Consider the following 14,287-nt stretch of genomic DNA (forward strand, 5'->3'; position numbering starts at 1 on the left):
GGAAGGCTCAGCCGCGCGGGCTGAGTTCGGCCATCGCGCTCCAACCGGTGCCGGGGACCTCGACGTTGACGATCTCCGGGGTACGGGCGATGAAGTCCGGCATCCAGGCCATCGCGGTCTTGAAGTGCTCCGACTCGACGTGCCGGGCGCCCGCCTCGCCGTCCCGGAACGCCTCCAGCAGCACGTACTGGTGCGGGTCGTCGACGCTGCGGGACCACTCGAAGAAGACGTTGCCCTCCTCGGCGCGGGTCGAGGTGGTGAACTCCTCGACCCGCTCGATCCAGCTCGCGCTGTGCTCGGGCCGGACGGTGAACTTGACGGCGATGAAGATCACGACTGCTGCTCCTCCGCGGTGGGTGCGCACACGCACGCGTGTGCCTTCACCTGCAACGATCGCAGATCCGCCCGGCCCACCGGGTCACCGGTCCCGCAGGTAGGCCGCCGCGGTCCGGGTCACCGGCTCCGCAGGTAGGCCGCCGCGGTCCGGGTCACCGGCTCCGCAGGTACGCCGCCGCGGTCGCCCGCAGCCGCTCGTGCAGGCCGTCGTACGCCCGGGTCCGGCCCAGTACGGACTTCGGCAGCTTGGCGGCCATCGTGTAGTTGGTGTCGCAGACGTTCGCCGCCGGGGCCAGCCCGGCCTGGCTGACCAACTGGTAGGCGTCCAGCTGGTCCAGGCCGAGCAGGTCGGCCGTCCAGCCGACCAGGTCGTGCTGGCTGATCCGGAACGCGTCCTCCAGCGGGCGGGCCGAGCCGGTGCTGATCAGGTAGTCGTCGTTCTCCATCCGAGGCCAGGCCGGGCCGCCGCCCTTGACCAGGTCGACGATCACGGTGGTGCGCATCGCCGCCTCCACGGCCGTCCCGCACACCTCGCCCTCGCCCTGCCGGGCGTGCCCGTCGCCGATCGCCAGCAGGGCGCCGTCCACGTTGACGCCGAAGTACGCGGTGGTGCCGGCCCGCATCTCGGGCGTGTCCAGGTTGCCGCCGTGCGCGCCCGGCGTGATCGAGGCCAGCACCTCGCCGGCCGCCGGGGCCACGCCGACCGTGCCGTGCATCGGGTCCAGCGGCAGCGCGACCGCGAAGTCGGAGTTCCGGGCCCGGAAGTGGCACAGGCCCGCGGCCACGTCCAGGTCGTACACCCAGACCCGCTCCTCCAGCGCCGGGTGCAGCATCGCGGTCTGGTGGGTGGCGGTCAGCGCCCCGAAGTGCGGGAAGGTGCTGGAGAAGCCGCGGTCCCGGGCCGGGGTGATCTCCACGAAGTGCACCGCCAGCACGTCCCCCGGCTCGGCCCCCGCCACCGCGATCGGCCCGGTCACCGGGTTGAGGTACGGGAACACGCACACCCGGCTGGGCAGGTCGTCCACGCCGCGCACCTTGCCGCCGAAGCAGTCCTCGGTGGTCAGCTCCACGATGCTGCCGGGCCGAACCGTCGTCAGCGGGGCGCGCCCGCCGAAGGTGTAGGCCCAGTCCTCCGGGCCGGGGGAGAGGCGGACGGTCTCGGGCAGGGTCACGGGGTCTCCTCGACGGTGTTCTCGGTGACGTTCTCGGCGGTGTTCTCGGGACTGGCGACGGACAGCTTCGGGGTGCGGCCGGTGACGACCAGGCCGGTCAGCACCACCGCGCCGACCAGCAGCCAGACGAAGCCCAGCCGCTGCGCCGCGATGTTCGCGTTGACGACCACGTACGCCAGGATGGCGAAGCCGATCACCGGGGCGATCAGGTGCCGCCAGTAGTCCCTGCTGCGGTTGCGCACCAGGTAGTGCACCACCACGGCGACGTGCAGCACCAGGAAGGTGGTCAGCGCGCCGAAGTTGACCAGGGTGCTGAGCAGCGTGATGCCGTCGTCCCGGGAGGTCATGTAGAGGCCGAGCAGCAGCGAGACGCCGGCGGTCAGCAGGGTCGCGTTGACCGGCACCCGGCGGGTCGGGTGGACCTTGGCCAGGAAGGACGGCAGCTGGCGGTCGCGGGCCATGGCGAACAGCAGCCGGCTGGTCGCCGCCTGCGCCACCAGCGAGTTGGCGAAGCCCCAGGCCACCGCCGTCGCGGCGGCGGTCAGGGTGGCCAGCCAGCCGCCGGCCGCGGTGCGCGCGGCGTCGTAGAACGCGGTGCCGCCCGGGTCGCCGTCGCGGATCAGCGCGTCCGGGTCGGTCACCAGCAGCGAGGCCACCCAGGTCTGCACGATGAACAGGGTGCCCGCCAGCAGCAGCGCCGCCACCATCGACCGGCCGATGGCCTTCGTCGAGTCCCGGTTCTCCTCCGAGAGGGTGGAGATGCCGTCGAAGCCGAGGAAGCTGAGCACCGCGATCGACACCGCGCCGAACGCCAGGCTCCAGGAGAAGGTGTGCCCGTTGTACAGCGGCGTGAAGTCGAAGCCCCGGCCCTTGCCGTTCGCCAGCGCGACCACGCCGACCACCACGAACAGCGCCAGCACCACCAGTTCGCCGACCAGCACGGCCTTGTTGACCCGGGCGGTGGTCTCGATGCCCAGGTAGTTGACGGCGGTGTTCAGCAGCACGAACCCGACCACCCACAGCCACACCGGCACCGAGGACACCAGCGAGTTCATCGCCACCCCGGCGATCAGGTACAGCAGGCCCGGCACCAGCACGTAGTCCAGCAGGATCATCCACCCGGACAGGAAGCCCACCGGCGCGCCGATCCCGCGCCCCGCGTAGGTGTACACCGAGCCCGCCATCGGGAACGCCCGGGACATCTGCGCGTACGACAGCGCGGTGAACATCATCGCCACCATGCCCAGCACGTACGCCAGCGCGACCATGCCGCCGGAGCCCTGGAAGACGCCGCCGAAGATGCCGAACGGCGCGATCGGCACCATGAACACCAACCCGTAGACCAGCAGGTCGGTGAAGGTCAGGGAACGGCGCAACTCCTGTTGGTAGCCGTAGCTCTCGATGCCCTGCGGCGCGGGTGTGTCGGCCATGGGTGCTCCCTCTCCGTGACGGCCCAGCGGGTGTGGGGGAGACTGTAGGGCCAAGTATTTCCAGATGGAAGGGTTTTCTCGGCGTACGGGATCCACTGCGCACGGTCACGGACGGCTCGGGGCGGGACGGTGCGGGGCGGCTCAGGACCGGACGGCTCGGGGCGGGGCGGTTCAGGGCAGGACGGCGAAGCCCGGCCCCTCGGCCCGGGCCAGGTGCACCGTCCGCCGTCCGGCCCGCAGCAGCGGGGCCGCTGCCCGGGCTAGGCCGGACGGTTCCAGCGCGCGGCGGGCGGCCAGCCCCGCCAGTAGGTGCAGGCCGTCGTACAGGCCCACCGCGTACGCGTCCAGCACCGGCGCCCACGGGCCGCACAGCGCCCGGTGGCGCTCGGCCAGCGACTGGCGCGGCTCCTCGGCCAGGGTGGCGAACGAGGGCATCGCCGCGTACAGCGTCCCGGTGACGTCGCCGCCCAGGGCCAGCAGGCCGTTCTCCTCCAGCGCGCCGGACAGCCGCACCAGCCGGCGGTCCAGGCCGCTGCGCCGCAGCGCCCGGTGGAACACCACCTGGTCGCGCCCGATCAGGCTGAGCAGCAGCGCGTCCGCGCGGGCGGCGCGCAGCCCGTCCAGCAGCGGCTCGACCGCCCGCTCCACCGCCCCGAACGCCACCCGGCGCTCCAGCACCACCCGGGCCCCGGCCCCGGCCGCCAGCCGGGCGGCGGCCCGGTGCACGGTGCGCGGCCAGATGTAGTCGTTGCCGATCAGCGCCCACCGGCGCAGCCCGTGACGCTCCGTCAACTGCTGTATGGCCGAACCGAGTTGGGCCGCCGGGGAGATGCCGGTGCAGAGCACCCCGGGCCGCCGCGAGCCGCCCTCGTGCGGCGGCGTGAACACGTACGCGATCCGCTCGGCGGCCACCGCCTCCACCGCCCGGTGCACGTCGCTGGTGTGGCAGCCCGCCAGCGCGTCCAGCGCGCCCGCCGCCAGCAGTCCGCGCACCTCGGCGGCCACCGGCTGCGGCGCCCCGCCCCCGTCCACCAGCACCAGTTCCAGCGGCCGGCCCCGCACCCCGCCGCGCGCGTTCACCTCGTGCGCCGCCAGCAGCGCGCCGTCCAGCGCGGACGGGCCGGTCAGCCCGAGCGTCCCGGACTGCGGCACGACGAGGCCCACCCGGAACGCGCCGCCCTCCCGTCCGAGGTGCAGCGCGTCGAGCGGATCGACCAGCCTGACGTCCAGCATCACCCGTCCTCACGCGTTCCCCGCCGGTGCGAGTATGGTCGTGCCGCCGGGCCCCGGGAAACCCCCTCCGGGTCACGGCAAGGGATCGGAACGGGAGGCCGGATGTCCGCGGACAGCGCCACGCGGGAGGACGCCGTCGGCCGGGAGGGCACCGTCGGCCGGGAGGGCGCCGTGGGCGGGGAGGCCGTCCCGGCGCCGCTGCTGGTCGAACTCGTCGCGCTCGCCCACCGCCGCCTCACCACCGGACTGGCCGCCGCCCTCGCCGAGGAGGACTGCACCGTCGACCAGTGGCGGGTGCTGCGCGCCCTCGCCGACGGGCGGGGCCACCCGATGGGCGAACTCGCGCAGTCCCTGCTGATCCCGCAGGCCAGCCTCAGCCGCCTGGTCGACTCCCTCGCCGACACCGGCCAGGTCTACCGCCGCCACGACGAGCACGACCGCCGCCGGATCACCGCCCACCTCTCCCGCACGGGCCGCACCCGCCTGGCCCGCCTCGACGCCCTCGCCGCCGCCCACGACAGCGCCGTCCGCGCCGCCTGCGACCTCCCCGACCCGGCGGCCGGATCGCTGGCCCGCCTCGCCGCGCTCTGACGCCCCGTCGCCCGAGGCGGTGCCCCGCCGTTCCGGCTGACACCGGCTCAACCCCGGTGCGGCGCGCCCGGTTCGACCCCCGGTGTCCGTTGTGCGCGGCGCTGTGACGCGGCTGTGACAACCGGCGGACACGGCTGTGGATCATGACCGGATAGAACTGGGTCAAGAAAGTTTCCGGTCCGTTCCGGGCCGCTCCTCCGACCCCCACCCGAGGTACACCGCCATGCGCACCGCCACCCGCCTGACCGCCACCGCCGCCGTCGCCCTCCTCGCCGGGCTGGGCCTGACCGCCTGCAACGACGACGCCGCCACCACCGCGACCGCCCCGACCAGCGCGGCGGCCCCGGCGTCCGGCACTGCCGCGGCCCCGGCCGGCGGCACGGCGGCGAGCCCGGCGGGCAGCACCGGCGGCGCCGGCGCCGCCGCCTCGCCCAAGGCCGGCGGCAGCACCAAGTGCACCGCCCAGGACGTCAAGCTCACCGTGACCGGCCCGGCCGGCCGCGCCAGCGAGCAGCAGCCCGCCCGGGCCGAGGTCCGGGCCCAGAACACCTCCGGCAAGCCCTGCACGCTGACCGGCTTCCCGGGCGTCCGGCTCACCGACAACGAGGGCAAGGCCGGCCCGCTGGACGCCGTCCGCCAGGGCGGCGCCAACGCCGCCACCGTCACCCTGCAGCCCGGCAAGTCCGCCGCCGCCCCGCTGATCTACAGCGACGTCAACCTCCAGGGCAGCGCCTCCGGCCGCCTGGTCTGCGCCGTCCAGGGCTCCAAGCTCGCGGTGATCCTGCCCGACACCACCCAGCAGTCCCAGGTCCCGGTCACCGGCGGCGTCGACAACGGCACCCTCAACGTCTGCGGCGACCTCACCGTCGGCCCCTTCGAGACCGCCGCCTGACCCCCGCCTGACCCCCGCCGCCGCCCGCCCGGCCGGTTCCGTCCGCTGACGACGCGTCACCCGGGCCCCGGGCCCCGGGCGGCGGCGGCCGCACCGCCCGTGCCGTTCGTGTCGGCACCGCCCGCCCCGCCCGGCCGCGTTCGAACGCCGTCGGCGCCGACCCCTACGATGTGCGCCATGACGACAGCCGGGCCGGGCGGCCAACTGATCGACGGCCGCTTCGAGTTGCTGGGGCGGCTCGGCGGCGGCGGAATGGGACTGGTCTGGCGGGCCCGGGACACCATGCTGCAGCGCGAGGTCGCGCTCAAGGAGGTCCGGCCGCCGGACCCGGCGATGCTCGCCGCCGACCCGGCCGCCGCCCACGAACTGCGCGAACGGGTGCTGCGCGAGGCCCAGGCCCTCGCCCGGCTGCAGCACCCCAACGTGGTGACCATCCACCACATCGTCGACAACGCCGAACTCGCCCACCCCTGGCTGGTGATGGAACTCGTCACCGGCGGCTCCCTGCACGACCGGATCACCCGCGGCCCGCTCCCGCCGCAGGAGGCCGCCCGGATCGGCCGCGGCCTGCTCGCCGCCCTCACCGCCGCGCACGCCGCCGGGATCCAGCACCGGGACGTCAAACCCGGCAACGTGCTGCTGCGCCCCGACGGCACCCCCGTCCTCACCGACTTCGGCATCGCCGCGCTCAGCGAGTCCACCAGCCTCACCGCCACCGGCGCGCTGATCGGCTCGCCCGAGTACATCGCCCCCGAACGCATCCGCGGCCACGAGGGCGACCCCGCCTCCGACCTGTGGTCGCTCGGCATGACGCTGTACGTCGCCGTCGAGGGCCACCACCCGCTGCGCCGCGCCAACAGCATCGCCACCCTCGCCGCCGTCCTCGACCAGCCGCTGCCGCCACCCGTCCGCTCCGGCCCGCTCGGCCCCACCCTCACCGCGCTGCTGGCCCGCGACCCGGCCGAGCGGCCCGACGCCGCCCGGCTGGACCGGCTGTTCGCCGCCGCCGAGCAGGGCGTCGACGGCACCCTCGGCGGCAGCCCGGCCTTCTCGCCGACCGAGACCAACTCCCCGCCCCCGTACAGCCGGACCGAGACCAACGGCACCCTCCCGCACACCCCCACCGAGACGGTGCGTCCGGGCCCGCGCCGGCGGACCGGGGCGGTGCTGACCGCGGCGGTCGCGGTGGCGGCGGCGGTCGGGCTGCTCGGGTGGGCGTTCGGGCCGAAGCTGTTCGACGGGAAGGGGGGCGAGGACCCGCCCGTGGCCGGGGCCTCCGCCCCCGCGACCGCCGGGGCCGTACCGCCCGCCGTGCCGTCCGCCCTGCCGTCCTCCACCGCGCCGTCCAAGGGCGGCCCCGGCGTCGGCGCGCCCGCCTCCGGCACCGACCTGCTGACCCCGGACGGTGCCCGGGTGCTGGTCGAGTCGATCCGGTCGAGCACCGGCAGCTCCACGATCATCGACATGACGGTCCGCTCCGACAACGCCCACGCCAAGGTGGTGCGCAAGGACAACCCGGCGCGCTACGACACCGTCGACTACCGCGCCGGGAAGCTCACCACCACGACCGGCGGCGTCGTCGACAGCATCAGTGCCAAGAAGCTCGTCGACCTCGGCCGGATCGACTGGGACCAGATCCCGACGGTCACCGCCACCGCCAAGAGCCGGCTCGCCGTCCCGCAGCCGACGGACCGCTACCTGCTCGTCGACTACGGCTGGTTCGCGGACGAGATCACCATCCGCTACTACCTCTCCGACGACCGGGGCAGCGGCGGCGGCTACCTCACCGCGGGCGCCACCGGCAAGGTCCTCAAGGTGGTGAAGTCCACCGACTGAACCGGGCACGGCGGCGGCCCCGCCCCCGCTGTCCGGGAAGGGGCGGGGCCGCCGCGTCGACCGGCCGTCAGCCGGTGGCCTTGGAGACGAACTCGGTGGTGTAGGTCTTGGCCAGGTCGATGCTCGCCTCCTTGCCCTGCACGTCCGGGTGGAAGGCGGCCAGCACCGACAGCACGGTCTTCGGGCCGTCGGCGGGCATCACGCCGTCGGTGGTGAACATCGGCAGGGTGGCCTTGATCGCGGCCGCGTACTCGGCGGCGCCGCCCTGCGCGTAGTCGGCGGGCATCTGGGCCGCGATCTCCTCGGGGGTGTGGGTGTTCATCCACTTGAGGGTCTTCACGAAGGCGTTGGCGAGCTTCTGGACGGTCTCCTTGTTGCCGTCCACCCACGCCGTGTTCATGTACAGCGAGGAGGACGGGTAGAGGCCGCCGAGCGCCGCCTTCGAGCCCTCGGGGGTGCGCATGTCGTACAGCACGGTGCCGAGCTGCTTGGACAGGATGTTGGCCACCGTCGGGTCGGTGGTCATGCCGGCGTCGATCGAGCCCTGCTGGAGCGCGGCGATGAAGGTCTGGCCGGCGCCGACCGCGATCGGGCTGAACTCGCTGACGTTGACGCCGTTCTTGACGGCCAGGTACTTGGTGAGGAAGTCGGTGGAGGAGCCGATGCTGGTGACGCCCAGCTTGCGGCCCTTGAAGTCCGCGCCGGACTTGATCGCGTCGGCCTGCTTGGCGGAGACCACCTCCACCTCGCCGGGGGCCTGCGAGAACTGCACCACCGACTCGACGATCTTGCCCTTGGCCTGCAGGTCGATGGTGTGGTCGTAGAAGCCGACCGCGCCCTGCACGTCGCCGGCCAGCAGCGCGGTGGTGGCGTTGACGCCGGCCGGCTCGCTCAGCAGCTCGACGTTGACCCCGGCGTCGGCGAAGTAGCCCAGCCGCTGGGTCAGCATGGCCGGCATGTAGATGACCTTGTCCAGGCCGCCGACCATGATCTTGACGGTGGGGCCGTCGACCTTCTTCCCGGCGGGGGCGGCGCCGTTGTGCGAGGTCGCGGCGTCGTTGGCACAGGCGGCCAGCGGCAGCAGGAGGACGGCGGCGAGGGCGGCGGCAGCGGTTCTGCGCATGGTGGGGGAGCCTCTCAGGGGTGAACGGGTGGGGTGGGGGTCAGCGGCCGTCGCCGGCGTCGGCCGGCTTCCAGCGGAACAGGCGCTTCTCGGCGAAGGTCAGCAGGCCCTCGGTGAACAGCGCGACCACGGCCAGGATGGTCATCGCGGCGTACACGCCCGCCGCGTTGAAGGTGCCCTGCGCGGCCGCGACCATCAGGCCCAGGCCCTTGGTGGCGCCGATGTACTCGCCGACGATCGCGCCGATCAGCGCGAAGCCGAAGCTGACGTGCAGGCTGGTGAAGATCCAGGTGGTGGCGGCGGGGATGACCACCTGCAGGGTGACCTTCCGGTTGCTGGCGCCCAGGATCCGGGCGTTGGCGACCAGGTTGCGGTCCACCTCGCGGGCGCCCTGGAAGGCGTTGAAGAACACCGGGAAGAACACCAGCACCACGGCCGAGGCGACCTTGGACGCCGGGCCGAGGCCGAACCAGATCAGGAAGATCGGCGCCAGCACGATCCGCGGGATCGCGTTCAGCACCTTGATGTACGGGCCGAACACGTCCGCCAGGAACCGGATCCGGCCCAGTGCGATGCCCAGCAGCACGCCGCCGACCACGCCCAGCACCCAGCCGGTCAGCGCCTCGTACAGGGTGTAGCCGATCTGCTCGCCGAGCGAGCCCTGCGCGGTGCCGTGGGTGACCCACTGCCAGATCTGGTTCCAGATCTTCGACGGCTGGGAGAAGTTGAACGGGTCGATCACCCCGGTCCGGGAGCACAGCTCCCACAGGCCGAGGAACCCGGCCAGCACGGCGGCCCGGGCCCCGTACACGCCCAGCTTCCGGTTGCGGGCCGCCCGCTCGCGCACCTCGGTGCGGGAGGCGGTGGGGGCGGCCGGGGCTACTGCTGCGGTCTCAAGCGGCACGACCCGCTCCTCTCTCACGGGTGATCCGGACCTCTTCGCCCAGCGAGGCCCAGATCTCTCGGTACAGCTCGACGAAGCGCGGCTCCAGCCGGACGGCCTCCACGGTGCGCGGCCGCGGCAGGTCCACGGTGAAGACCTCCTTCACGGTGGCCGGTCCGGCCGTCATCACCACCACCCGGTCCGCCAGCGCGATCGCCTCGTCCAGGTCGTGCGTCACGAAGACCACCGAGGAGCCGGTGCCCGCCCACAGTTCGAGCAGCTGGTCCGACATCAGCGCCCGGGTCTGCACGTCCAGCGCCGAGAACGGCTCGTCCATCAGCAGGATCCGCGGGTCGTTGACGAAGGTCTGGGCCAGCGCGACCCGCTTGCGCATGCCGCCGGAGAGCTGGTGCGGGTAGCGGTCCTCGAACGCCGACAGGCCCACCCGGGACAGCCAGTCGCGGGCCTTCTCCCGGGCCCGGTCGGCCGGCACGCCGCGGAACCGGGGCCCCGCCATCACGTTCGACAGCACCGTGCGCCACGGGAACACGGCGTCCTGCTGGAAGACGAAGCCGACGTGCTCGTTGATGCCGGACACCGGCTCCCCGTACACCCGCACCTCGCCCTCGGTGGGCTCCTCCAGGCCGCTGACCAGCGTCAGGGTGGTGGACTTGCCGCACCCCGTCGGGCCGACGACGGCGACGAACTCGCCGGGGGCGACGGTCAGGTCGAGCTCCCGGACGGCGGTGTGCAGGGCGCCGGACGGCGTCCGGAAGCGTTTGGTCGCCCCGGTCAACTCGATCGCCGGGACGGCCCCGGCCTTGTGCGGGTCCACGTGAACCACCTACCTCCTCGGCCGGCTCCCTCGCCGGCCCGCTGCTGTGGACCGGGACGCTACGAGGACGGGCGGGGGCGGCGGGAGCCTTGCGGGCGTAACGCGGCTTTGCGGCGTTGAGGGCTGTTGTGCTCGTTTTGCTTCCGCTACAACAACCGGGGAACGAAACGGGGGCGCAACACCGGGCGGGGCTGACAGAAACACGCCGGAAACATAGGGTGGCCACCACCCCGCACCCGGCCTGAGCAGGAAGGACGCCACCGTGGGACGACCGCTCGGACCGTTCCGGCCGCACTGGCCGCGCCGCGTCTTCGCCCAACTCCTGCTCAGCCAGACCGTGGTGACCGTCGCCGTCACCGCCGTCACCGCCGGGCTGTTCCTCGCCCCCGTCAGCGCCGAACTCGACCGCGACGCCATGCAGCGCGCCCTGACCATCGCCCAGGTCACCGCCACCGACCCGGACGTCGCCCGGGCCGCCGCCGACCGCGACCCCGACACCGCGCAGGGCATCGCCGAACGGATCCGGCTCGCCAGCCGCGCCGAGTTCGTCGTCATCACCGACACCGAGGGCATCCGGCTCTCGCACACCGACCCCGCCCGGATCGGCCTGCGGGTCTCCACCGACCCCGAACCCGCCCTGCGCGGCGAGGTCGTCACCGCCATCCAGGACGGCACCCTGGGCCGCACCGCCCGCGGCAAGGTCCCGCTGCGGCTCGCCGACGGCCGGATCGTCGGCGAGGTCTCGGTCGGCCTCAGCGACGACTCGATCCGCGGCCGGCTGGTCTCGATGGCCGGCGGCATCCTGCTCTGCGCCGGCGCCGGCCTGGTCGTCGGCCTCGCCGCCACCCTCGTGCTGGCCCGCCGCCTCAAGCGCCGCACCCACAACATCGCCGTCGCCGACATCGCCGCCCTGCTGATCGAACGCGAGGCCATGCTGCACGGCATCCGCGAGGGCATGCTCGCCCTCGACGCCGCCGGGCGGATCCGGCTCGCCAACGACGAGGCGCTGCGCCTGCTCGCCCTGCCCGAGGACTGCACCGGCCGCACCGTCGACGACCTGCTGCCGCCCGGCCGGCTCGCCGACGTGCTCACCGGCCGGGTCGAGGGCGCCGACCTGCCCGCCGTCCGCGACGACCGCGTGCTGGTCGTCAACCGGATGGCCACCGCCGACGGCGGCGCCGTCACCACCCTCCGCGACCGCACCGAACTCGAGTTCCTGGTACGGGAGTTGGACCACACCCGGGGCCTCACCGAGGCGCTCCGCGCGCAGGACCACGAACACGCCAACCGGATGCACACCCTGCTCGGCCTGCTCGAACTCGGCCGCCACGACCAGGCCGCCGACTTCATCTCCGAACAGTCCGGCACCCAGGCCGCCCGCGCCGCCCGGATCGGCCGCCACGTCCAGGACCCGCACACCGCCGCCCTGCTCACCGGCAAGGCCGCCGTCGCCGAGGAACGCGGCACCCGGCTCACCGTCACCCCCGACAGCCACCTGCCCGACGCCCTGGTCGACGCCCGCGCCCTGGTCACCGTGGTCGGCAACCTGGTCGACAACGCGATGGACGCCGCCCCCGCCGGCACCGTCGAGGTCCGGCTGCGCACCGCCGGCACCACCCTGCTGGTCGAAGTCGCCGACAGCGGCCCCGGCATCCCCGCCGACCTGCGCGAACGCGTCTTCGAAGAGGGTTGGAGCAGCAAGCAGGCCCCCGCCCACCGCCCCCGGGGCCTCGGCCTCGCGCTGGTCCGCCGCCTGGTCGAACGCAGCGGCGGCCGGCTCGCCGTCGGCACCGGCCCGCTCGGCGGCGCCCGCTTCACCGTCGAACTCCCCGAGGCCCTGAGCGCCGCGGAACCCCGCTTGGAGCACGCATGATCGACGTCCTCGTGGTCGACGACGACTTCCGGGTCGCCGACGTCCACGCCGCCTACGTGGCCAAGGTCCCCGGCTTCCGGGTCACCGGCACCGCGCACAGCGCCGCCCAGGCGTACGCCACCCTCGAACGCGCCCCCGTCCACCTCGTCCTGCTCGACCACCACCTGCCCGACGAGACCGGGCTCGTCCTGGTCCGGCGGCTGCGCGAGGCCGGCATCCGGTGCGACGTCATGATGGTCACCGCCGCCCGCGACGTCTCCACCGTGCACGCCGCCATGCAGCACGGCGCACTCCAGTACCTGGTCAAGCCGTTCAGTTTCGCCGGCCTGCGCGACAAGCTCACCGCCTACGCCGAACTGCGGCACGCCCTCGCCGGGCCGTCCGCCCGCGAGACCTCCCAGGACGAGGTCGACCGGATGTTCGCCGCCCTGCGCACCGGTACCTCACCCGCCACCGCCCTCCCCAAGGGCCACAGCGCCCCCACCACCGACCTGGTCCTCGACGCCCTCCGCCGCGCCGCCACCCCCCTCTCCGCCCAGGAGGTCGCCGACGCCACCGGCCTGTCCCGCTCCACCGCCCAGCGCTACCTCAAACAGCTCGCCCAGGACCGCCGCCTGCGCCTCTCCCTCCGCTACGGCGACACCGGCCGCCCCGAGCACCGCTACCTGCTCGCCCCCGCCGCCCGCTGACCACCCGGCCCGGCCGCCCCCGCCGCCCGCTGCGCGCGCAGCCCCAGCAGCCACCCGCCCAGGGCCAGCCAGGCGGACGCCAGCAGCCAGCCGCCCAGCACGTCCAGCGGCCAGTGCACGCCCAGGTAGACCCGGGTGAAGCCGATGACGCCCGCGAACAGCGCCGCCCCCGCCGCCGCGAGCCGGGCGGCCCCGGGCCGGGCCCGGGCCACGGCCACGGCCAGCAGGCCCGCCGACAGGGCGGAGGTGAAGGCGTGCCCCGACGGGAACGCGAAGCCCGACGCGTCGAACGCCCAGTCCGCGACCGGCGGCCGCGGCCGGGCGAAGGCCCGCATCAGGCCCTGCCGCAGCAACTGCCCCGCCACCAGCCACACCAGCGGCGCCAGCAGCACCGCGGCCGTCCGCCGCGCCCCGGCCGTCCGCCAGGCCCCGACCGGCAGCCGCGCCCCGGCCGGGCGGGTGGAGCGCACCGCGACCGCGCCCGCCGCCAGCGCCAGCAGGTACGGGAAGACGTCCGTGCCCAGCGAGGTCACCGCCATCGCCACCGACCGGGCCCAGCCCGGCCGGTGCGCCACGCCCCAGCGCACCGCGGCCGCCTCGAACCCGAACGGCGCCCACCCGTGCACCGCCACCACCACCGCCAGCAGCGCGAACGCCCCGCCGCAGGCCGAAGCCAGCACGACGGGGCGGCGGCGCAGGTCCGCGCCGGTCACCGGGCCCGGGCCCCGCGGCGCGAACGCAGCAGCTCCAGGAGCAGCGGCAGCAGCGAGACCACCACCACCAGGGCGACGATCGGCAGCAGGTAGTGGTCGACGTTCGGGATCGACGAGCCCAGCGCGTACCCGGCCAGCACCAGCCCCACCGTCCACACCAGGCCGCCCACCACCTGCCACAGCGTGAAGGTGCGGACGTCCACCCCCAGGGCGCCCGCCAGCGGGTTCAGCACCGTGCGCACCACCGGCACGAAGCGGGCCAGCACCACCGCCTTCGCGTGCCCGTACCGGGTCAGGATCTCCTCCGCCCGCACCGCCCCGTTCTGCAGGTGCTTGTTGCGGGACCGGGCCAGCAGCGTCCGGCCGCCCCGCTTCCCGATCAGGTACCCGACCTGCGCCCCGGCCAGCGCGCCCACCACCGCGGCGGCCAGCACCTGCCCCAGGTTCAGGTGCGGCCCGCTGTGCGCGCTCGTCGTGCACAGCAGGCCCGCGGTGAACAGCAGCGAGTCGCCCGGCAGGAAGAACCCGACCAGCAGGCCGGTCTCCGCGAACATCACCACCGCGATGCCCAGCGCACCGAACGAGGCCAGCAGCGACCCCGCGTCCAGCGGATTGACGGCCAGCAGGGCCGAGGAGGAGAACATCGTCGAAGCGCCTTTCCGGGGAGGATCCGGGGAAGTG

General features: G+C 74.3%; 14 protein-coding genes. 5 read left to right on the plus strand and 9 right to left on the minus strand.

The genetic code is table 11. The features are described from left to right. Window positions 1-7: 7 nt before the first annotated feature. From OU787_RS34135 to OU787_RS34150, 4 genes are all read right to left on the minus strand, one after another. Window positions 8-334 carry a putative quinol monooxygenase gene (locus tag OU787_RS34135; protein ID WP_030462014.1) on the minus strand — a complete coding sequence of 109 codons (327 nt, stop codon included), beginning with the start codon at window positions 332-334 and terminating at the stop codon, window positions 8-10. A 154-nt stretch (window positions 335-488) separates the two neighbouring features. Next, window positions 489-1,508 carry an acetamidase/formamidase family protein gene (locus tag OU787_RS34140; RefSeq protein ID WP_268661736.1) on the minus strand — a complete coding sequence of 340 codons (1,020 nt, stop codon included), beginning with the start codon at window positions 1,506-1,508 and terminating at the stop codon, window positions 489-491. Next, window positions 1,505-2,938, minus strand: a complete 1,434-nt coding sequence (locus OU787_RS34145) for an APC family permease (RefSeq protein ID WP_268661737.1) — start codon at window positions 2,936-2,938, stop codon at window positions 1,505-1,507. The genes OU787_RS34140 and OU787_RS34145 overlap by 4 nt, the downstream gene beginning before the upstream one ends. 171 nt (window positions 2,939-3,109) lie before the next feature. Beyond that, window positions 3,110-4,171, minus strand: coding sequence for an ABC transporter substrate-binding protein (locus OU787_RS34150; RefSeq protein ID WP_268658090.1), 1,062 nt, complete (start codon window positions 4,169-4,171; stop codon window positions 3,110-3,112). Between the two features lie 102 nt (window positions 4,172-4,273). On the opposite strand from OU787_RS34150, the gene OU787_RS34155 reads away from it, so the two are divergent. The 3 genes from OU787_RS34155 (at window position 4,274) to OU787_RS34165 (ending at window position 7,490) form a co-directional block, all read left to right on the plus strand. Next, complete coding sequence (locus OU787_RS34155; protein WP_268658089.1) at window positions 4,274-4,762, plus strand: MarR family transcriptional regulator; 489 nt, start codon at window positions 4,274-4,276, stop codon at window positions 4,760-4,762. A 223-nt stretch (window positions 4,763-4,985) separates the two neighbouring features. Continuing rightward, complete coding sequence (locus tag OU787_RS34160) at window positions 4,986-5,654, plus strand: DUF4232 domain-containing protein (protein WP_268658088.1); 669 nt, start codon at window positions 4,986-4,988, stop codon at window positions 5,652-5,654. 177 nt (window positions 5,655-5,831) lie between these two features. After that, entirely contained in the window at window positions 5,832-7,490 is a 1,659-nt protein-coding gene (locus OU787_RS34165) for a serine/threonine-protein kinase (protein ID WP_268661738.1), read from the plus strand. A 67-nt stretch (window positions 7,491-7,557) separates the two neighbouring features. Here OU787_RS34165 and OU787_RS34170 read toward each other — a convergent pair whose 3' ends face one another. From OU787_RS34170 to OU787_RS34180, 3 genes are read right to left on the minus strand one after another with little or no spacing between them, the layout of a single operon-like run. Beyond that, the gene (locus OU787_RS34170) at window positions 7,558-8,613 is read right to left on the minus strand and encodes an ABC transporter substrate-binding protein (protein ID WP_030462022.1); all 1,056 of its coding nucleotides are present in this window, start codon (window positions 8,611-8,613) and stop codon (window positions 7,558-7,560) included. Window positions 8,614-8,653: 40 nt separating this feature from the next. Beyond that, entirely contained in the window at window positions 8,654-9,517 is an 864-nt protein-coding gene (locus tag OU787_RS34175; protein WP_030462023.1) for an ABC transporter permease, read from the minus strand. Continuing rightward, window positions 9,507-10,331: an ABC transporter ATP-binding protein gene (locus OU787_RS34180; protein WP_123558673.1), complete on the minus strand. Its 825-nt coding sequence runs from the start codon at window positions 10,329-10,331 to the stop codon at window positions 9,507-9,509. The genes OU787_RS34175 and OU787_RS34180 overlap by 11 nt, the downstream gene beginning before the upstream one ends. A gap of 262 nt (window positions 10,332-10,593) precedes the next feature. On the opposite strand from OU787_RS34180, the gene OU787_RS34185 reads away from it, so the two are divergent. Together OU787_RS34185 and OU787_RS34190 are read left to right on the plus strand one after the other, a co-directional pair. Further along, the gene (locus OU787_RS34185) at window positions 10,594-12,204 is read left to right on the plus strand and encodes an ATP-binding protein (protein ID WP_030462025.1); all 1,611 of its coding nucleotides are present in this window, start codon (window positions 10,594-10,596) and stop codon (window positions 12,202-12,204) included. After that, a complete protein-coding gene (locus OU787_RS34190; RefSeq protein WP_030462026.1) occupies window positions 12,201-12,893 on the plus strand; it encodes a response regulator in 693 nt (230 codons plus the stop codon). The genes OU787_RS34185 and OU787_RS34190 overlap by 4 nt, the downstream gene beginning before the upstream one ends. On the opposite strand, the gene OU787_RS34195 is transcribed toward OU787_RS34190, so the two are convergent. Both OU787_RS34195 and OU787_RS34200 read right to left on the minus strand, forming a co-directional pair. Next, window positions 12,866-13,606, minus strand: coding sequence for a phosphatase PAP2 family protein (locus tag OU787_RS34195; RefSeq protein WP_268658087.1), 741 nt, complete (start codon window positions 13,604-13,606; stop codon window positions 12,866-12,868). The genes OU787_RS34190 and OU787_RS34195 overlap by 28 nt on opposite strands. Then, the gene (locus tag OU787_RS34200; protein WP_268658086.1) at window positions 13,603-14,250 is read right to left on the minus strand and encodes a DedA family protein; all 648 of its coding nucleotides are present in this window, start codon (window positions 14,248-14,250) and stop codon (window positions 13,603-13,605) included. The genes OU787_RS34195 and OU787_RS34200 overlap by 4 nt, the downstream gene beginning before the upstream one ends. Between the last annotated feature and the right edge of the window lie 37 nt (window positions 14,251-14,287).

The sequence above is a fragment of the Kitasatospora sp. YST-16 genome (assembly GCF_026802215.1).
Lineage (GTDB): Bacteria > Actinomycetota > Actinomycetes > Streptomycetales > Streptomycetaceae > Kitasatospora > Kitasatospora cineracea.

Coding starts and splice junctions, on each gene's coding strand:
- OU787_RS34145 (WP_268661737.1), bottom strand. CDS start 2,938: ATGGCCGACACACCCGCGCCGCAGGGCATCGAGAGCTACGGCTACCAA.
- OU787_RS34150 (WP_268658090.1), bottom strand. CDS start 4,171: ATGCTGGACGTCAGGCTGGTCGATCCGCTCGACGCGCTGCACCTCGGA.
- OU787_RS34155 (WP_268658089.1), top strand. CDS start 4,274: ATGTCCGCGGACAGCGCCACGCGGGAGGACGCCGTCGGCCGGGAGGGC.
- OU787_RS34160 (WP_268658088.1), top strand. CDS start 4,986: ATGCGCACCGCCACCCGCCTGACCGCCACCGCCGCCGTCGCCCTCCTC.
- OU787_RS34165 (WP_268661738.1), top strand. CDS start 5,832: ATGACGACAGCCGGGCCGGGCGGCCAACTGATCGACGGCCGCTTCGAG.
- OU787_RS34170 (WP_030462022.1), bottom strand. CDS start 8,613: ATGCGCAGAACCGCTGCCGCCGCCCTCGCCGCCGTCCTCCTGCTGCCG.
- OU787_RS34190 (WP_030462026.1), top strand. CDS start 12,201: ATGATCGACGTCCTCGTGGTCGACGACGACTTCCGGGTCGCCGACGTC.
- OU787_RS34200 (WP_268658086.1), bottom strand. CDS start 14,250: ATGTTCTCCTCCTCGGCCCTGCTGGCCGTCAATCCGCTGGACGCGGGG.